This window comes from Labrys sp. E2SS-1L (assembly GCF_057073705.1).
Window position 1 is genome coordinate 503,691 of sequence record NZ_CP172713.1, and the last position, 18,039, is coordinate 521,729.

Genomic DNA, 18,039 nt, shown 5'->3' on the forward strand with positions numbered 1-18,039 from the left:
TGCAATCACCCCGGGCAGGGGACATATCGGGGATACATCGCGATGTCTCTTCTGTCTGGTGCGAAAGGGAGAGGACAGGGCAGGGTATTTCTGCGTTTCGTGCGAGCTTTCTCGCCAACGAAGAAGTAATGGTGCAGCGATGTAATCTTACCGCACGAAAAACGGAAAGTTCAGGCATGGAACATGTCGACCACATCTTGATCGTCGATGACGACAGCGAAATCCGCGATCTGGTGTCGAGCTATCTCAAGAAGAACGGCCTGCGTGCGTCGGTCGCAGCCGACGGGCGCCAGATGCGCAGCTTCCTCGATGCCAATACGGTCGACCTGATCGTGCTCGACGTGATGATGCCGGGTCAGGATGGCCTCGTGCTCTGCCGCGAATTGCGGGCCGGAAAGCACAAGGCGACACCGATCCTGATGTTGACGGCCCGCAGCGACGAGATGGACCGCATCATCGGTCTGGAAATGGGCGCCGACGACTATCTGCCCAAGCCCTTCGCCGCCCGCGAACTCCTGGCGCGCATCAATGCCGTCCTGCGACGAACCCGGATGCTGCCGCCCAACCTGCAGATCAGCGAGGCCGGCCAGCTCCTGACCTTCGGCGAATGGCGGCTCGACACCGTCGGCCGCCACCTCCTTGACAGCCAGGGGACCGAGGTGGCGCTGAGCGGGGCCGAATACCGGCTGCTGCGCGTTTTCATCGACCACCCCCAGCGTGTCCTCAACCGTGACCAACTCCTGAACCTCACCCAGGGCCGCGATGCCGACCTGTTCGACCGCTCCATCGACCTTCTGGTCAGTCGCCTGCGCCAGCGGCTGGGCGATGACGCGCGCGAGCCGACCTACATCAAGACGGTTCGCAGCGAGGGCTATGTTCTCTCCGTTCCCGTCGAGATCTCGGAGCCCAGGTCATGATGGTCGATGGCGCGTTCCGCCCGCTGTGGTGGCCCAAGAGCCTTCGCGCCCGACTGTTCCTGATCCTGCTGGCGGGTCTGGCGATCGCCTATGGCCTGTCCTTCGGCATCCTCTATGCCGAACGCTATATGTCGGCGAAGGCGTTGATGCTGCGCACGCTGGAAAACGATGTCGCGACCTCGATCGCCGTGCTCGATCGGACGCCGGCGAGCGAAAGGCCGGAGTTGCTGGATTGGCTGAGCCGCGGCAATTACAACCTCACCCTGGGGCCCGGCCTGGCCGGTGTGCCCAACACTTCCAGCCATGGCCAGGAAATCGCGGCCAAGCTGGAAAGCGCGGCCGGGTCCCGTTTCCCGCTGCGCATCGAAGCCATACCGGGCGAGGGCAACCACCTGCAGGCCCATCTGACCTTGAGCGATGGCAGCCCGCTGACCATCGAGATCACGCCGCGCGGTGTCATGCCGATCGCGGACTGGCTGCCCTATGTCCTGGTCCTGCAGATGGCGCTTTTGCTGCTGTGCACCTGGTTTGCCGTCAGGCAGGCTATCCGCCCGCTCGGCGACCTGGCGGCCGCCGCCGATGCCCTCGATCCCACCAGGAAGAGCGTTCCGCTCAGCGAGGCCGGACCAAGCGAGGTTGCCCATGCGGCCCGGGCCTTCAATGCGATGCGCGAACGCATCGCCCATTATCTGGAGGAACGTGTCCAGATTCTCGCCGCGATCTCGCATGACCTGCAAACGCCGATCACCCGCATGCGGCTCAGGGCCGACATGGCCGACGATTCACCGGAGAAGGACAAGCTGGTGCGGGACCTGCGCGAAATCGAACGCCTGGTCCAGGACGGCATCGCCTATGCGCGCAGCTCGCATAGCAGCGGCGAGAAGGCGGCCCGCATCGATCTCGCCTCCTTCATCGACAGCATCGCCTATGATTATCAGGACACCGGCAAGGCGGTGACCGTCGTCGGCTATGTCGATGGCGTCGCTTCCACCAAGCCGCATGCGCTGCGGCGCATTCTCTCGAATTTCATCGACAATGCGTTGAAATTTGCCGGTGCCGCCGAGGTCGGCGTGGAGCGCAGCGCCGACGGCAAGACCATCATCACGGTGCTGGATCGCGGCCCCGGCATCCCCGAAGACATGCTGAAGGCGGCCATGCAGCCCTTCTTCCGGCTGGAACAGTCGCGCAATCGCGAGACCGGCGGCACAGGCCTTGGCCTTGCCATCGCCCAGCAGCTGGCAGGGACCCTCGGCGGCGCCGTCCGACTCTACAATCGCGATGGCGGAGGGCTGGCGGCGGAAGTCGTCATCCGGTGAAGGCCTGGGTGTCTTCCAAGGCTTTCAGGCATTGCGGTATGCCAGCATGTCGATCTCGTCCGAAGCTACGATCTGTTACATTTCCGGCTTTTTCGGAAACATGCCGGACAAACGCTCCTTCCAAAACACGCCGGTCTTTCCGATGCCGCAGAGGGCGGTATCGACAACCCCACTGGACAGGAGCGTATCATGACCAAGATCGACAAGGTTCTCTATACCGGCCGGACCCACACCACTGGCGGTCGTGACGGGGCCGCGCGCAGTGACGATGCCCGGCTCGACATCAAGCTGTCGCCCCCCGGCAGCAGCCAGCCCGGCACCAATCCCGAGCAGTTGTTTGCAGCGGGCTGGTCGGCCTGCTTCATCGGTGCCATGGGTCTTGCCGCGGGCAAGCGCAAGCTGAAGCTCCCGACCGATGCGGCCGTGAATGCGGAAGTCGATCTCGGCACCACCGACGGTGCTTATTTCCTGCAGGCGCGCCTGAAGGTCAGCCTGCCGGGCCTCGATCATGAGCTTGCACAGGCCATTGTCGAGGAAGCCCACCAGACCTGCCCCTATTCGAAGGCGACGCGCGGCAACATCAATGTCGAGCTTTCCCTCGTCTGAGGGCAGAGTTCTTCGTCCCGCCCGCCTTTTCCATCTCCAACCGACAGGGCGCGGCGTTGCCGCGCCCGACGAGGTTTCCAATGAAACGGATCACGATTTGCATTCTGGGCCTGGCGATCCTGGCAGCTTCCTGCGTCTATGAGCCTGCCTCCAGCGAACCATCGCCCCTTGCAGGGTTGCTGGCCTTTTCAGGAGTGCCGGCCCCCGGCCTGCCGCGATGACCGGCAGGTGACGCGAGGGGCCGCTCGGTCACGCATTGGCGTCCTTGCAAGACCGAGTTTGGCAAGGATCGGAGTGCTCGTCTTTCGCACAATCCGTCAAATCATAAAACGCTCCGGATGCTTGTGCACAAGGCTCGGGATATGGTGAGTTGTCACCGTTGAGTCTTTGATCGCCTGCTCGCGCGATGGCCGCCGTATGGAGTCGAGTTTGCCCTCTATCGTTTCGCAGCCTGTCGTAGCCTCCCTGACGGGCAGTGCGATATTTCTGGTGGTGACGGTCCAGCCTGGCGCGGAGGCGGAGGGGACGATCCGGGCGTTGTGCGCGGATCTGTCGGGTCTGTTGCGGGCTGTGGGGTTCCGGGACCTGGAGGGGCGGCTGTCCTGCGTGATGGGCCTGGGCTCTCAGATGTGGGACCGTCTGTTCGGGGCGCCCCGGCCGAAGGAGCTGCACCCTTTCCGCGAGATCCACGGTGTGCATCATGCGGTGTCGACGCCGGGGGACATCCTGTTTCACATCCGCGCCCGGCGCATGGACCTGTGCTTCGAACTGGCGGCGCAGATCATGGCGCGGATCGGGGAGGCGGCGGCCAATGTGGACGAGGTGCACGGCTTCAAATATTTCGACGACCGCGACCTGATCGGCTTTGTCGACGGCACCGAGAACCCGGTCGAGCAGGCGGCGGTGGATGCCACCCTGATCGGCGGGGAGGATGCGGCCTTTGCCGGCGGCAGCTATGTGATCGTGCAGAAATACCTGCATGACCTGGCGGGCTGGAACCGGCTGCCGGTGGAGATGCAGGAGAAGATCATCGGGCGTGCCAAGCTGTCGGACATCGAGCAGGAGGATGCGCTCAAGGCGCCCTATGCCCACAATGTCCTGACCTCGATCGAGGAGAATGGCGAGGCGGTGGAGATCCTGCGCGACAACATGCCGTTCGGGGATGCGGGCAAGGGCGAGTTCGGCACCTATTTCATCGGCTATGCGCGTTCGCCCCGCCGGATCGAGCAGATGCTGGAGAACATGTTCGTCGGGCGCCCGCCGGGCAATTACGACCGGCTGCTGGATTTCAGCCGGGCGGTGACGGGTTCGCTGTTCTTCGTGCCCTCGGCGACGTTCCTGGACGATGTGGCGGCCGCTGCCGGCGCACCGGCAGCGGGCGAGGCGGCCCCGCCGGAGCCCGAGGCGGCGGCAAGTCCCGGCTTACGCCCGTCCGGCGGCGATGGTTCGCTCGGCATTGGATCGCTCAAGAGGAAGGCAGACCATGAATAATCTCCATCGGGAGCTGGCACCGATCTCCGAGACTGCGTGGGGGCAGATCGAGGAAGAGGCGGCGCGCACCCTCAAGCGTCATCTGGCGGCGCGGCGTGTGGTCGACCTGGAGGGCCCGCAGGGCCTGGCGGCCTCGGCGGTGGGAACCGGGCATGTGCGCCCGCTTGCCGGGCCTGGCGAGGGCATCGAGGCGGTGCAGCGGGAGGTGCAGGCGCTGGTCGAGCTGCGCGTGGGCTTCGAGCTCGCCCGCTCGGCGATCGACGATGTGGAGCGGGGGGCGCTCGACTCGGACTGGTCGCCGCTGAAGGAGGCGGCGCGCAAGCTGGCCTTTGCCGAGGATCGGGCGGTGTTCGACGGCTTTGCCGCGGCCGGGATCGGGGGCATCCGCCCGGGTCTCAGCAACCCGGCGCTGACGCTTCCGGCCCAGGTGAAGGCCTATCCGGACGTGGTGGCGCAGGCGGTGAGCCAGTTGCGGCTGGCGGGTGTGGAGGGCCCCTATGCGCTGGTGCTGGGGGGCGATGCCTATACGGCGGCGGCCGGGGGCAGCGATGACGGCTATCCGGTGTTCCACCATGTCGAGCGCCTGGTGGACGGGCCGGTGATCTGGGCCCCTGCGATCGAGGGCGGGCTGGTGCTGACGACACGGGGCGGGGATTTCGAACTCTGCGTGGGCCAGGACATCTCCATCGGCTATGCCAGCCATTCGGCAACGGCGGTGCAGCTCTATTTCCAGGAAAGCCTGACCTTCCGCCTGCTCACGGCGGAAGCCGCCGTCGCCCTCCTGCACGCCAAGAAATAGGGCGGGTTCCATCCGAGGGCCATGCGGCTCTCAAAAATGCGCAAAATCGTCGCCCGGGCGGATATAGATCCAGTCAATGCCTGCTCGGTCGGCCCATCTGATCGTGCAGGCGAGCAGATCGTTCAATAAATGGAAGGCCCCGATCGGGACGGAGGGCACGCTGTCGCCGGTGGATGTGGCGCTGTTGATCGACCAGACCGGGCCTTGTCTGGTGATCAGGACCCAGTCCCCCCGCTGCGTGGGGTATTCGTTGTCCTTCAGCCATTTGACTTCCGCCATGCTAAGCTCCCCCTATGGTGTTGCCCCGCGTCGGCTCGACCACCGCGGATGATCTGGTCGGGCCCCCCCTTCCACCGCCATCCCGGCGGCCGAGAATGCCGCCAGGCGTCAGAACAACGCAATGACGCTCTTGAGCGTGACCCAAAGACCCCAGAAAATCGGGATGGCGACAGCGGCCCAGGCGAGCAGGGCTTTGCCGTCCAAGCCGCCCTTGCCGATCCCGAAGGACCCGGTCGTGCCGTTCTGGCCAGAGGCGGGCGCATCCTGAAGGGCTGCAACCTCGGCCTCTGACATGAACCACTTGTCGGCCAATGGTCGCACTAATGTATTGGCAATCAGGCCGAGCGCCAGCATCCCGGCGAGAATGTACATGGTGAAATCATAGACTTGCGCGCGTGACACGCCGGCCGCCAGCTGGAATTCGCGTATGTAGTTGACGATCACCGGCCCGAATATGCCGGCCGTCGCCCAGGCCGTCAGCAGCCGGCCATGGATGGCACCGACGAATTGCGTCCCGAAAATGTCGGCGAGATAGGCCGGTACGGCCGCAAATCCCCCGCCATACATGGAGACGATGACGCAGAAGATCGCCACGAACAGGAGCTGGCTGCCGGAATGCGCCGCGGATGGTGCTGCCGCATAAAGCGCGATGCCAAGCAGGAAAAAGACGTAATAGGTGTTCTTCCGGCCAATCTTGTCCGAAAGCGATGCCCAGAAGAAACGGCCGCCGATGTTGAACAGAGAAAGCAGTCCAGCAAATCCGGCGGCTATCGCCGCGATCGCGACTTTTTGATCGGGGGAGAGCTTGTCGAAGCTCAGGTCCGGCAGACCGAGCAGCCGGCCGCCGAAGATCTCCTGCAGCATGGGCGAGGCCATGCCGATCACCCCGATGCCCGCCGACACGTTGAGACACAGCACCAGCCAGATCAGCCAGAACTGCCTGGTCTTGTGGGCGTTCCTCAGGTGGACGTGGCGGGTGGTGATCATGGAGCGCCCGGCCGCGGAGGGCGGGGACCAACCCTCGGGGCGCCATCCCGGCGGCGGAATCCGGTAGCCCAGCGCGCCGGCCATCATGAAGGCAAAATAGATCGTGGCCATGACGACGAAGGTCTGCCAGACGCCGATGCTGTCCGTTGTCTTGAAGGCGCCCATCAGGAGATTGGCGAGCGGAGCGCCGATCATGGCGCCGCCGCCAAAACCCATGATCGCCATGCCGGTTGCCATGCCGCGCCGGTCCGGGAACCATTTGATGAGGGTCGAGACCGGCGAGATATAGCCAAGGCCCAGCCCGATGCCGCCAATGACGCCCGCACCGAGCCACATCAGCCACAATTGGTGGAAGATGACGCCGACTGCGGCCAGCAGCATGCCGCCGCACCAGCACAGGGCGGATACCACCCCGGCCTTGCGCGGGCCGGCTCTTTCCAGCCAGCCGCCCCAAATGGCCGCCGAGCAGCCGAGCAGCACGAAGAACAGCGTGTAGATCCAGCCCAGATCCGACACGCGCCAGTTGCAGTTCGTGGTAAACAAGGCGGCCACGAGGCTCAGATCAGGACATCGAGCCGACGGGGCGGGACCAAGGGCCTGCGAGAGCGGCAGCCAGAACACGCTGAAGCCGTAGGCCATACCGATACACAGATGAATGGCCAACGCCGCAGGTGGCACCATCCAGCGATTGAAGCCCGGCCTGGCGATGATCCTTTGCCGATCGAGAAATCCGGCTTTTCGTGGCGCAGACAATACGTCATCCGGTGTGTCCACATCCGTTGTCATGATAATTCCGCCCTGTCTTCTCAGCATCCCGTCGGCTGTGTTTGTCGATGTGATCCGGCCCATCGTTTGGCGGGGCTGGTGCTCGGCTCAAAGCCGTTGGCATGGCGTCAGCAAGACGCGTGCCATCCAACATGGTGAGCAATATCAATGGATTACGGGGCCGGAGGCCGGCGATTGCGGGCAATCTGTCCGAGACGGTGAACAAAATGTCCGGCCGGGCCGCGTTTGCGTGCGATCGCCAACCATGGCGGTCCTAGTGCAAATACGGGTGTCGCCAAGCCTTATAGTCGCCAGGCCTTAAAAGCGCCGAAAGCCGCGGACCAGTGCCGCGGTGGGTCGCTCGATGCGGGCGAGTCGTGTGCCGGCAGCGAGCACTGTCATCGCGATGTGTTTGGACGTTTTGTCCACGCCGGGGCTGACAATTTGTCTGAAATTGGGAGACCCCTGCGTGGCAAAAGCTCGGATCTCCCACCGTTTTTGTTTTGGCATGCGTGTTGCTTTGCGACCGGCAAGGCAACAATGCCGGCCTTTGTCAGCCGCTCCGCCCGGACTCGCGGCGCGGCCGGGCTCGGCAATCGTGACAGAATGCCGGAGCGCGCAATTCACATTCTGACGAACGGGAGGAAAGACGATGAAATTGCAGCGGCTACAAAGCAAAGCGAACCTCGACAATTTCGTCATTCAGGATGCGGATATCGATCATTCCTATGACCCGCTGAAATCCCCACCCGGGGGCTCGGCCTGGATGCTGTGCGTCATAAACATCACCGATGTCGCCTATGAGTATGCGGCACTTGCCGAGCGTGGCGGTTCCTACGGCAAGTGGTTCAGGATCCCCGTGACCGGCAAGACCTGCCAAACAGACTATGACGAGTGTCTGCGGACGGGAGGATGGAAGGCCATCTTGAACCTGCCGAGTGCGGCTGCGCCTTTCGACCTTCGGCTGGCGACCGGCCGTGACGGCATCGGCAATGCGACGGGAACGGAATTCCTCGGGATCGAGCCGGATGGCGCCTGCGATGGCGGGGTGGTCGGAATTGATCGCTTATTCTGAAACAGGGCCGATACGAGCTCCAATTGGTGCCGTGCCGACGTCGCCGACGAAGGCTCGATTGCAAGCCAGAGGCGGAGACACTGCGACCTGCTCCCGGAAAACTCCAGCATCCGCTGGCTCGAGGTCGGAAAGGCATGTCAATGGGTGGAAAATTCCAGTCCAACTGCCTGGCTCTGCGGGAGCAGGATCGGAGGATCCCCCACGCAACACCAAGACGGGCAGCCGGTCTTTGCTTCCAAACCGCGACAAATTCGGGACGTCGATTTGTCCCGTTCGACGGCAGGCGTGTTAGATTGGTCGATCCCAATCGACCGGAGATATCGACATTCCGGTCATGCCGTGATCTTTCGCGGCAGGGTGCGCACCCAATCCTCGATCTTGTCGTGAAAAACGCCGCTGTCCGATTCCTGCACTGTCCCGTCGGGGCACAAGATCGCATAAGGCTCCGAACAAATAACGCCTTCCGCCACCGGCTCGGACCAACTGGCCAGACCCTCGTCGTCGAGGGTGATCTGCCAAGCAACAACAGGCGAACGGCCAAAGCCCCGCATGTTCCCTGGCTGTGGCCAAATCACATAATATCCGGCGGCCGCAGCAATAACTCGAATCGTCATCTTGGTTCCTTCCTCCTTCCTAATAGTTCGGTGTCTGCTTCAATCGAGACAGAAGGAAACGGAATAGAAAGTGCCTGCAAATTTCGAACCTCCCGCCGGGAAATTGGGCCTGACGGCGAAGTCGGGCCGTGCAGCATTTCCTGGAGAACCGTTCTTCGGCGCCGCGAGTTTCGGATCGGCTGGGGCGCGGCGACACATCACTTCAAATCGCTCCTCTACTAAGCCCTAGATTGCGGCGGAAAGCCGGCAAGTGCCACCTGAAATTGTGGATTATCGCCTATCCATAAGTCGGTGCCGGACGGGATTTCGCTACTCAAAAGCGGTAATATCGTTGTCGGCGACAGATTGTTTGCGACGTTGCGGGAGCGCTTGATGCCGCATCATTGCGAGGCCTGAGGGCACGTATCGGCAGGACCAGCGACAGGGCGACCGGTTGGATCGTGCGATCCGGAGTTCGAGTATTGGCATTTCTGTTGCGTGGGGGAGCAACGGCCTTCTCAATCCCGATGAGCAAGGCGCTTCCATCGTCGGCCCGGTCGAGGCGGGCGAGCAGATCAGGCTCAGCGAGACGGCGGAGCCGTTGAAAGCCAAGCCAACAGGAAGCCACGTCAACGGCGAGGGCTAGCTGCGGCGCCTTGGAGGCCGGGCTGCATTGTGACGACTGAATCTTGGAAGAAAACTCGGCGTGACCTGTTGCCGCGATGATCTATCACGACCGGCGGCTGGCTGCTCCGGATATCTGCCCTCGCGGGTCTCTTTCGACCGGGATAGGGGCAGATACGATGCTAGAGGGCGGGTATGGACGATCCGGCCGATATCTTTACATGCCGGCCGATCGATCTGCCGACCGTATTTCGCCGCACGCCTCTGTTCAGTCGATGGCAAGTTTGCGGAAAGTCGCCGGCGGTTGACCAACTGTCTTCGAGAACACCCTTGTGAAGTGCACGTGATCGGAAAATCCGCATTCTGCGGCGACCCGCACCACGGGCATCGCTGTCTTTGCCAGCAGATAGCGCGCACGCTGGATTCGGCTATGCAGAAGATATTGGTAAGGCGTCGTGCCGGTGGCTTGCTTGAACAGATGAGCGAAATGGCCGGTCGACAATCCGCTGCCCTCGGCCAGGTCGGTCAGTGTCAGCTTCTGGCTCATGCGGCTTTCGACCATCTCGCGAAAGCGTGCGATCTGACTCTTGGTAAGCTCTCCGGAGGTGTCTTCCGAAGGTTGTGGCGATCGCAGATTCGAATATTTGCGCAGCACGTGGCAGGCCGCCGCGCGTGCGAGATGTTCGACGTAAGGCTGGATTCCTTCCAGTTCCAGCTCCATTGCGTCATCGATGGCTGTGACCAATCCCTCGAGCAGGGGATCCATGAAAGCCAGCCTGCCGATGACGTCGATGGACGTCATGCGGTTTTGCGTCATCTCACCCGCGATCTCGCTCAACAGCGAGTTTCTCAGATAAAGATGGGTGGTGTGAACACGTCTGTCCCACTTCAGCCGGACCGGTTGGTTCGGTGCCAGAATGTTCAACTGGCCAGGATGAAGATAGGCCTTGTATTCCTGCGATTGGACATTGCAAATCAGCCGCGTGGAGCCGGATCTCGTCAGGCTGACCAGAAGGTGCGGGCTCGCTCGGAAGGTGCCCTCGTTGGGATCTTCAATCTGTTTGGAAATATATATGTTGCCCCAATTTCGACCGGCGCTCGTCCGGAGAGTGCGGCAGGATTCGAGGTCGCCGAAACTGTGAGTTTCCTCCAGTGGGAACTCGTTCGAGGAGGTATCAGCCTCGTGCTCGATCAGAAGGTTCTGTGCCGATGACATCGCACAAAAGCTTTGCTGCCGAGAGATTTCTTGGGCGAGCGGGTGAACCTGAGGGGTCGTCATTGCAACCTCACTGCATTGAATCCAACCGGCCAATCTTGCCGGAGGATCATTCCAGACAGATCAAACCAATTCCCACTCCGCTCTCTCACATAGAAGATTTTTATTAAGTTTCTATCTGACGTTTGGTCGCATGGTTAAGATGGATATGAAATTGGCCAAGGTTTCCCATTTGTGAGACTTATTGTCGTAAGATTTTCACTAAGGGTTCTCGGCGTAAGCGCGACTTTACCGTTGGGGTAGGTTAGCTGCTTCAGCGCTGGGCTGCCAGCGATTTCTGCCGGAACGTTCGCTTTTCGTAGCCCAAGGCCATGTTGCAGGCCGGATTATGGTATTTTAGTACCGTTTTTATTGTCGATCGGCAGTGCCATCCGTATCCACGGCTGCCATCGTGGGCGCTGTGGTTGCCATATTGACCGGGGCTTTCCCGTCGGGGCGCTTGCGATGTGCAGCACAACGCCCGAGGCCAGGCATGACCCAAGCAAGGCCGGCCATGGAGCGATGGCCTCGCTGGACGGGGGCGGAACCGGCAGACATCGCCTCAGGCATTCGCGCTGGCCGCGGCATGTGACGGAGGCAGCGGCCGCCGCCGACAGTGCCGCGAGCGGGTTTCATCGCGGACATCCTCGTCGCCAGCGCCCACCGCCCATCTTTGACTATTGTCTGGAATCGTTTGCGCAAAGTCCGAAATCAGGCATCGAGCGTTGACTCCTTTTGGGTATATGCGACGCTCATATCGCCTGAAGTAAACTCAGAGGAGACTTCCGATGCTTGATTTCTTGTTCGGCGGCACCCAAACCGCTACGACAACTACAGGCCATACTAACGTCCAGACAAACGACTATCACTATAATCACACGGGTGAGGTCACCTTTGATGACGCCTACCTTAACTTTATGGAAGGTGGCGGTCATCTTGGCATGGGAGCAGCCATGCTCGTCGGCAGTGCCTGGACCGGCATCGCGCTGACGCCTGCACTGGTGCTGGACTCGCTGCAGGCTCACGACGGCGTGCACGTCGCCTGATTGGCCACCTTGTGCGCTTGAAGAGGCGCTGCCGCTGTTGGGCCGTTGCTGACTTCAAGTGCTTGAGCGTCTTCAAAGAAGCACCAGCCGCTGCGGGGAGCCTCATGCCTCGCAGCGGCTGATTGGGATCTTTCCTCAAACTCGGAAGACGAACGTTGCGGGCAAGATATCATTCTATTGTACCAATACGCTACCAAGGAAAATCTGAATTCTTTTCGTCCCAATCGCGTTGTTGTTGGAAGATATGAAGGGACTTGGTGATGTCTTTGGCTGATGCGACTTCGTTGTTTCGATCAACAAAAAAAAGCGCTGAAACTGAGATCGGTGCAGCGGTAAGGTCACTTCGTCCGTATTTCATTGCTGTCGGCATCTTTTCGAGCACGATCAATCTGCTCTATCTCAGCTCGCCTCTTTATTTGATGCAGGTATACAACCGCGTCTTGCGGAGCGAGAGCGTCCCGACGCTCGTCATGCTCACCATCATCTTGATCGTCGCGCTGCTTGTCATGGCTATCCTGGACGCCATGCGCGCTCAGATGCTGACACGATGCGGGATCCTGCTGGACGAAAAACTGGCGAGCCGCGTGTTTTCCGCGCTCGTGCAAAAGTCTTCGAGGAACGGCTATTCCCTTGGCGCCTTGCCGATGCGGGAATTGGACGAGTTCCGCACCTTCGTCACCGGTCCGGGTATCCATTTTGCCTTCGATGTCCCCTGGATCCCGATTTATCTCATCCTTCTCTATCTCATCCATCCCATTTTGGGCGTCGTCGCGACGGTTGGCGCATTGTTGTTGCTGGGACTCGCCTTTCTGAACGAGGCCGTCACTCGAAAGCCCATGGATGATGCTCAAGCCGCGGCCAGACGATCATTCGTCTTCACCGAGAATATCATGCAGCATGCGGATGTCATTCGCGCCATGGGGATGGAGTCCGCGGTCGAGCGCCACTGGCAGGGCAGCCGGGCTGGAATGCTTTTCAGCCAAGCCTTTGCGAGCGATCGAAACGCACTGATCTCGGCCGGCATCCGGTTCACCAGATTGCTGCTTCAATCGCTGATACTCGGCACCGGCGCCTGGCTCGCGATCGATCATGCCATCAATCCCGCGACGATTTTTGCGGCCAGCATCATCATGGGGCGCGCAATCATCCCGGTCGAACAGGCCGTTTCCGCTTGGAAACAGGCAGCGACAGCCCGGACCGGCTATCAGCGCATCAGGGACCTTCTGAACGAGATCCCGGTAAGCGAGCTCAAGACGATCGTGCCGACCAACGAAACGATTCTCGATGTGAAGAACCTCTCATATCGCGTTTCGGGGCGGCCGAAGGCCGTTCTCGACGATGTGTCCTTCAAGATCGGCGAGGGCGAGGCGCTGGCGGTTGTCGGAGCAAGCGCTTCCGGAAAGAGTACGCTGGCCAAACTGCTGATCGGAGCCCTTCAGCCGGCTGGAGGCGATATCTCTTTCGGAGGGCTGAACTACGCACACTGGGATCCGGCGGAATTTGGCCGCATTACGGGATATCTGCCCCAGGATGTCGGGTTGTTTGCCGGCAGTGTCCGGGAGAACATTTCGCGGTTTAAAGATACTTCCACCGACCAGATCATGGAGGCGGCGAAGCTTGCGGGCATCCATGAGATGGTGCTGGCCTTGCCCAAACAATACGACACGATGCTCGGTCCGGGCGGGCTGGGGCTGTCGGGCGGGCAGCGCCAGCGCATCGGCCTGGCCAGGGCCTTGCTGGGGGGGCCGCGGCTGCTGGTTCTGGATGAGCCAAATGCGCATCTGGATGTGGAAGGCGTCCATGCGCTCAGCAAGGCGCTGTTCCTCATAAAGGCGCAGGGCACGGCGGTCGTCGTGGTCACCCACCAGCCCGCCATTCTCAGCGTGGTCGATACCATACTCGTGCTGAATGCCGGCAAAATCGAAAAACTCGGGCCGCCGCAGAGTTTCGCGGCTCCCGTTCTGCAGAGGTGAGGGACAGACCATGACCGCCATCTCCGTTCCTGGCAGCATCACCTATCGCAATCCGTGGCGCCCGGCCGTCTGGGGTGCGGTGTCGTTGCTGGCCTTCGTGCTGCTGGTCATCGTGTGGGGGTATGTGGCACCGCTATCGAGCGCGGCGATCGCCGAGGGCAGCCTGCAGGTGCAGGCGCAGAGGCAATCGGTGGCACACCCCTATGGCGGCGTCATCTCCAAGCTTCTGGTCTCGGAAGGCCAGCGCGTCGAACGAGGTCAACCACTGATCGAACTCGACGGAACGGAGTCCCAGGCAAAGCTCGACATCGCTCAGGCCGAGGTCGTGAACCTGGTTGCCCGCCAGGCACGCCTGTTCTGTGAACGTGACAATGAAGACACCAGTTGCCTGGAGAAGTTTCGGAAAGAAGCCCGCTCGTCGGGGGCGATGGAAGAGACAATTGCAAACGAGTCCGCAGTCTTGCTTTCGCGGGCACATCAATATGAGGCCGAGAAGGGCATACTCGTATCCCGGCTGGCCCAGCTTCGCGAGAAGATCGCCGGACTGAACGCACAGAAGGAAGGACTTTCCAGGCAGAATGCCTCGCTCGTGGAAGAGACGGCAGGTGTCCAGAAGTTGGCGGCCTCAGGCTTTGCGCCCAAGACGCGTCTTCTCGAACTGGATCGGTCGGCGGCCCGTATGCTCGCCGACATAGGCTCGCGCACGGCCGATATTGCCACGGCAATGCAGGAAACCGGCGAGGCTGAACTCGCCATTGCCAAATTGGACCGCCAGCGCATCAACGAGATCGTCGATCAGATCCGGACAACCCAGTCTTCGCTGGCGGAGGCATTGCCGAAACTCAAGGCGGCGCAGGATGTGGTGAACCGAACGGTGATCAAATCGCCCGTCAGCGGTTCGATCGTCGATTTGTCGGTGTTCACGGAAGGTGGGGTGGTTCAGGCTGGGCAAAAGCTGATGGACGTCGTTCCCGCTGACAATCCGTTCATTGTCGAGGCCCAGTTGCCGCTTTCCGACATCAACGGCGTCAAGACAGGCGCGACAGCCAGCATCTGGCTGACGGGTGTGCCCAGAAATGAGCGCCCGCCGCTACAGGGCGAAATAATCAGCGTTTCTGCGGACAAAATCACGGATTCGCGGACTGGGCGTAGCTATTTTGCCATCCGCGCCAAGATCAATCCCGATGATCTCAGCAAGTCGGCAGTTTCCTTGCAAGCAGGAATGCCGGCCGAAGTCGTTGTCACGAACGGGTCGCGAACCCTGATTGGGTATCTGCTTGGACCGCTTCTTGATGAAGTGGGACACGCGTTTCGAGAAAAGTGAGGATCTGCCATGGTATACCTGGAGAAGTTGAACGATCTCAAAGGCCGCCGTTCGGATACCAAGGCGAAAACCGGCAACGCGGACAATCCGCTGAATTTTGCGCTTGCGGCGGGCGCCGTGGGATTGGGGATTGCGCTGCTCGAGTCCGAGCAGGCCGCGGCCAATTCAGACCCCAAATCCGGTTTGTCACATGACGATCGTCGTGTGTCGGATACCACCGCTGCTGCGGAACAGGCCAAGGCCGGCGTCGATCACTCGGCAACGGCTGATCACCCAATTCACAACGAGGCGAATAATGGACCGGCCGCCACAAATGGCGGCGAGGTCAATGTGCAGGCGGCAAGCTCTCCCCCTTCAGAGAACTCCCCCGATGGTTTGCCGCGGGGGGCGGAATCCGCGCACGCATCGGCTGCAGCTGCGCATGGAAGTGCAGGAAGTTACGCAGCCGGCGCATTGATCGGGACTGCACTGGCGGATGACGCCCTGTCGGCAACGCTATCCCACTCCAGTTCGGGAGAAGGCGGATTAGCTGCAGTGACGCACCCGATATCGGCCGTTACTGGCCTGCTCGCTGAGGCTTTGACTCCCGTCGAACACATATTGGAGCCGGTCAGCCTGGCCGTCACCGGTCCACTCGCGGAGGCTCTGGCTCCCGTCGGACAAGTATTGGAGCCGGTCACTGACGTCGTACATGACCTGCTTGGAGATAACGGCGTGCTACCCGTCTCGCTGGATATCGGCGAGACGGTGAAAGAGGTTTTGGGCCCGGATGGCATCATCGGCAGTTTGATCGGCGATGACGGCAACATCATCAAGGGTCTGGTCGATCCCGGCAATAGCCTGGATACCGTCGTGACCAAGGTTACCAGTTTGGTGGGCGGCGATGACGGCAATATTCTCCATGCCTTGGCCGATACCGGCAAAGATGGCCTGGATGGCGTGGTTGGCAAAGATGGCCTCGTCGGCAGCATCCTCGGCAGTGGCGGGGTTCTTGCCGGCTTGACCGGCAGCCAGGACGAAACGCCAAGCCAGTCGACCGACAATGGCGGCCATCATGATAGCAATAACCTTGATGGCCTGGCCGATGCCGGCAAAGAAGGCCTGGATGGCGTGGTTGGTAAGGATGGCATCGTCGGCGGCCTCCTTGGTAGTGGCGGGGTCCTTTCCGGCCTGACTGGCGGCCATGACGATCCGTCAAGTCAGCCCAACAATGGCAGCCATAACAGCACGAGTCCCGTAGCAACGGCCGCGCATGAAAGCACCCCGGCCCCCGCAACGGAATCGGTCTCGGCAACGGAAACTGCTGCAGCGACGACACATGCGGCGGCGGAGACGCCGACTGATATGTTCGCTGCGACACATGCGGCACTACAGATCACGGAAGGGGTCGCCCATGCTCTCACTCCGATACTCACTTTTGTCGGCCAGCCATTCATCGATGATGATGGGCATACCGATACGGATCATTCACACCACGCTTCGACCCACCACGCTGCTTGATTGCGGCGGTGTGGGATGATGCTTTCGGATACACGGTCATCCCGGTTGCACGTCTGCTGATGGCTTGATGGCCGATGTGTGCATCGGCCAGAGCACTGCAGACGGACGTCGTCGATTGCCAATGAACTGCGCTTCGGGGCCGAATTCGGTTCGTGCGAACGATGTTTCATGCCCTGGATATGGGTGCAGATGAGAGAACCGTTTCAGTCAATACTTCTAGGGAATAGACAATGACGTCGCCCTGCATATGTGACAAGGTTGAGTAACGTTGCAGGGAAATCCGTCAAAATCGGAGATCCATATGATTGATTATATGGAATAGGAATCGCCAAGACTTAAGAATCTCGGCGTTCTTGCGTAGATCGCAATAGAGCGATCCGGCTCCGACATAAACTACAGAGGCTTTTTGAAGTGAACTGTTCATTCGGTTTGCCAAGGTGGCGAGCCGTGAGCGTTATCGTGTGCGCAATTTCGTTGAGGAAGCGACGAACGCGGCAAAGCTCAACTATGCCGGCTTCATCTGCTCGAGCCGGTCAGAATTTAGTCGACTTTCTTTTACGAGACCCCCGCCGGCGGACAGCGTCAACCGTTGGTACTGCGGAAGATAACAAGAGGCACTAGCAGGAGTACGTACCATGTCTAGGATCAGCAGGCGTTCTCACTTCTTCCTGTCCACCGCAACGATTGCACTGCTGTCGGCATTCGTCTCTCATGGAGACGAGGCCAGTGCCGCCGGACTCGGAGTGGGCGGTGGCTCATCCGGCGGTCTGGGCGGTTCGGGTGGGGGGCTTGGTGGAGCCTCGGTGGGCGGCCGCTCAACGGGTGGTGGGCTATCTGTTGGCGGTGGCGCTTCAGTCGGTGGCAAAGCGACTGGCGCCGGACCATCCGTCGGCGGCAGGGCCAGCGCCGGTGCTTCAGTCGGCGGCAAGGCCAGTGGTGGCGCTTCGGTTAGCGGCAAAGCATCAGTCGGTGGCAAAGCGACCGGCAGCGGACCATCCGTCGGCGGCAAGGCCAGTGCCGGTGCTTCAGTCGGTGGCAAAGCGTCGGTCGGCGGCAAAGCGGCCGGTCGCGGACCGTCCGTGGGCGGCAAGGTCAGTGCCGGTGCTTCGGCTGGCGGCAAAGCTTCAGTCGGTGGCAAAACGACCGGTCGCGGGCCGTCCGTGGGCGGCAAGGTCAGTGCCGGTGCCTCGGCTGGCGGCAAAGCATCAGTCGGCGGCAAAACGGCCGGCCGCGGACCGTCCGTGGGCGGCGAGGTCAGTGCCGGTGCCTCGGCTGGCGGCGAAGCAGCGAGTCGGTGGCAAAACGACCGGTCGCGGGCCATCCGTGGGGCGGCAGCAGGTCAGTGCCGGTGCCTCGGCTGGCGGCGAAGCGGCGAGTTGGTGGCAAAACGACCGGTCGCGGGCCGTCCATGGCGCTGGTCAGTGCCGGTGCCTCGGCTGGCGGCGAAGCATCAGTCGGTGGCAAAAACGACCGGCCGTGGACCATCCGT

Annotated in this window: 15 protein-coding genes; 11 read left to right on the plus strand and 4 right to left on the minus strand. The window is 61.4% G+C overall.

The genetic code is table 11. The features are described 5' to 3' along the window. Positions 1–176: 176 nt before the first annotated feature. From ACIGJE_RS28035 to ACIGJE_RS28055, 5 genes are all read left to right on the plus strand, one after another. Entirely contained in the window at positions 177–917 is a 741-nt protein-coding gene (locus ACIGJE_RS28035) for a response regulator (protein ID WP_068287811.1), read from the plus strand. Then, positions 914–2,233: an ATP-binding protein gene (locus ACIGJE_RS28040; RefSeq protein ID WP_483681011.1), complete on the plus strand. Its 1,320-nt coding sequence runs from the start codon at positions 914–916 to the stop codon at positions 2,231–2,233. Before ACIGJE_RS28035 ends, ACIGJE_RS28040 begins: the two co-directional genes overlap by 4 nt. Before the next feature lie 189 nt (positions 2,234–2,422). Next, positions 2,423–2,839 carry an organic hydroperoxide resistance protein gene (locus tag ACIGJE_RS28045; protein WP_311943425.1) on the plus strand — a complete coding sequence of 139 codons (417 nt, stop codon included), beginning with the start codon at positions 2,423–2,425 and terminating at the stop codon, positions 2,837–2,839. A 417-nt stretch (positions 2,840–3,256) separates the two neighbouring features. Next, complete coding sequence (locus ACIGJE_RS28050) at positions 3,257–4,330, plus strand: Dyp-type peroxidase (RefSeq protein ID WP_483681013.1); 1,074 nt, start codon at positions 3,257–3,259, stop codon at positions 4,328–4,330. After that, entirely contained in the window at positions 4,323–5,129 is an 807-nt protein-coding gene (locus ACIGJE_RS28055) for a family 1 encapsulin nanocompartment shell protein (RefSeq protein WP_483681015.1), read from the plus strand. Before ACIGJE_RS28050 ends, ACIGJE_RS28055 begins: the two co-directional genes overlap by 8 nt. A 30-nt stretch (positions 5,130–5,159) precedes the next feature. Here ACIGJE_RS28055 and ACIGJE_RS28060 read toward each other — a convergent pair whose 3' ends face one another. Further along, positions 5,160–5,408: a hypothetical protein gene (locus ACIGJE_RS28060; protein ID WP_311944907.1), complete on the minus strand. Its 249-nt coding sequence runs from the start codon at positions 5,406–5,408 to the stop codon at positions 5,160–5,162. Positions 5,409–5,516: 108 nt separating this feature from the next. Beyond that, the gene (locus ACIGJE_RS28065) at positions 5,517–7,181 is read right to left on the minus strand and encodes an OFA family MFS transporter (RefSeq protein WP_483681017.1); all 1,665 of its coding nucleotides are present in this window, start codon (positions 7,179–7,181) and stop codon (positions 5,517–5,519) included. A gap of 631 nt (positions 7,182–7,812) precedes the next feature. Here ACIGJE_RS28065 and ACIGJE_RS28070 point away from each other — a divergent pair. Further along, complete coding sequence (locus tag ACIGJE_RS28070) at positions 7,813–8,235, plus strand: hypothetical protein (protein WP_483681019.1); 423 nt, start codon at positions 7,813–7,815, stop codon at positions 8,233–8,235. 332 nt (positions 8,236–8,567) lie between these two features. On the opposite strand, the gene ACIGJE_RS28075 is transcribed toward ACIGJE_RS28070, so the two are convergent. Next, a complete protein-coding gene (locus tag ACIGJE_RS28075) occupies positions 8,568–8,849 on the minus strand; it encodes a hypothetical protein (RefSeq protein WP_311944904.1) in 282 nt (93 codons plus the stop codon). 433 nt (positions 8,850–9,282) lie between these two features. On the opposite strand from ACIGJE_RS28075, the gene ACIGJE_RS28080 reads away from it, so the two are divergent. Beyond that, positions 9,283–9,474, plus strand: coding sequence for a hypothetical protein (locus ACIGJE_RS28080; RefSeq protein ID WP_311944902.1), 192 nt, complete (start codon positions 9,283–9,285; stop codon positions 9,472–9,474). 246 nt (positions 9,475–9,720) lie between these two features. On the opposite strand, the gene ACIGJE_RS28085 is transcribed toward ACIGJE_RS28080, so the two are convergent. Further along, positions 9,721–10,731 carry a helix-turn-helix transcriptional regulator gene (locus ACIGJE_RS28085; RefSeq protein ID WP_311944901.1) on the minus strand — a complete coding sequence of 337 codons (1,011 nt, stop codon included), beginning with the start codon at positions 10,729–10,731 and terminating at the stop codon, positions 9,721–9,723. 764 nt (positions 10,732–11,495) lie between these two features. Between ACIGJE_RS28085 and ACIGJE_RS28090 the strand changes: the two genes are divergently transcribed. The 4 genes from ACIGJE_RS28090 (at position 11,496) to ACIGJE_RS28105 (ending at position 16,550) form a co-directional block, all read left to right on the plus strand. Then, a complete protein-coding gene (locus ACIGJE_RS28090; RefSeq protein WP_311944900.1) occupies positions 11,496–11,753 on the plus strand; it encodes a hypothetical protein in 258 nt (85 codons plus the stop codon). Positions 11,754–12,013: 260 nt separating this feature from the next. Beyond that, entirely contained in the window at positions 12,014–13,726 is a 1,713-nt protein-coding gene (locus tag ACIGJE_RS28095) for a type I secretion system permease/ATPase (RefSeq protein WP_311944898.1), read from the plus strand. A 10-nt stretch (positions 13,727–13,736) separates the two neighbouring features. Then, entirely contained in the window at positions 13,737–15,050 is a 1,314-nt protein-coding gene (locus tag ACIGJE_RS28100) for an HlyD family type I secretion periplasmic adaptor subunit (RefSeq protein ID WP_415084571.1), read from the plus strand. A 9-nt stretch (positions 15,051–15,059) separates the two neighbouring features. Next, on the plus strand, positions 15,060–16,550 hold the full coding sequence (locus ACIGJE_RS28105) for a hypothetical protein (protein WP_415084573.1): 1,491 nt from the start codon (positions 15,060–15,062) through the stop codon (positions 16,548–16,550). Positions 16,551–18,039 lie beyond the last annotated feature (1,489 nt).

Coding starts and splice junctions, on each gene's coding strand:
- ACIGJE_RS28055 (WP_483681015.1), top strand. CDS start 4,323: ATGAATAATCTCCATCGGGAGCTGGCACCGATCTCCGAGACTGCGTGG.
- ACIGJE_RS28040 (WP_483681011.1), top strand. CDS start 914: ATGATGGTCGATGGCGCGTTCCGCCCGCTGTGGTGGCCCAAGAGCCTT.
- ACIGJE_RS28075 (WP_311944904.1), bottom strand. CDS start 8,849: ATGACGATTCGAGTTATTGCTGCGGCCGCCGGATATTATGTGATTTGG.
- ACIGJE_RS28090 (WP_311944900.1), top strand. CDS start 11,496: ATGCTTGATTTCTTGTTCGGCGGCACCCAAACCGCTACGACAACTACA.
- ACIGJE_RS28085 (WP_311944901.1), bottom strand. CDS start 10,731: ATGACGACCCCTCAGGTTCACCCGCTCGCCCAAGAAATCTCTCGGCAG.
- ACIGJE_RS28105 (WP_415084573.1), top strand. CDS start 15,060: ATGGTATACCTGGAGAAGTTGAACGATCTCAAAGGCCGCCGTTCGGAT.
- ACIGJE_RS28070 (WP_483681019.1), top strand. CDS start 7,813: ATGAAATTGCAGCGGCTACAAAGCAAAGCGAACCTCGACAATTTCGTC.
- ACIGJE_RS28065 (WP_483681017.1), bottom strand. CDS start 7,181: ATGACAACGGATGTGGACACACCGGATGACGTATTGTCTGCGCCACGA.
- ACIGJE_RS28095 (WP_311944898.1), top strand. CDS start 12,014: ATGTCTTTGGCTGATGCGACTTCGTTGTTTCGATCAACAAAAAAAAGC.
- ACIGJE_RS28035 (WP_068287811.1), top strand. CDS start 177: ATGGAACATGTCGACCACATCTTGATCGTCGATGACGACAGCGAAATC.
- ACIGJE_RS28050 (WP_483681013.1), top strand. CDS start 3,257: ATGGAGTCGAGTTTGCCCTCTATCGTTTCGCAGCCTGTCGTAGCCTCC.
- ACIGJE_RS28100 (WP_415084571.1), top strand. CDS start 13,737: ATGACCGCCATCTCCGTTCCTGGCAGCATCACCTATCGCAATCCGTGG.
- ACIGJE_RS28045 (WP_311943425.1), top strand. CDS start 2,423: ATGACCAAGATCGACAAGGTTCTCTATACCGGCCGGACCCACACCACT.
- ACIGJE_RS28060 (WP_311944907.1), bottom strand. CDS start 5,408: ATGGCGGAAGTCAAATGGCTGAAGGACAACGAATACCCCACGCAGCGG.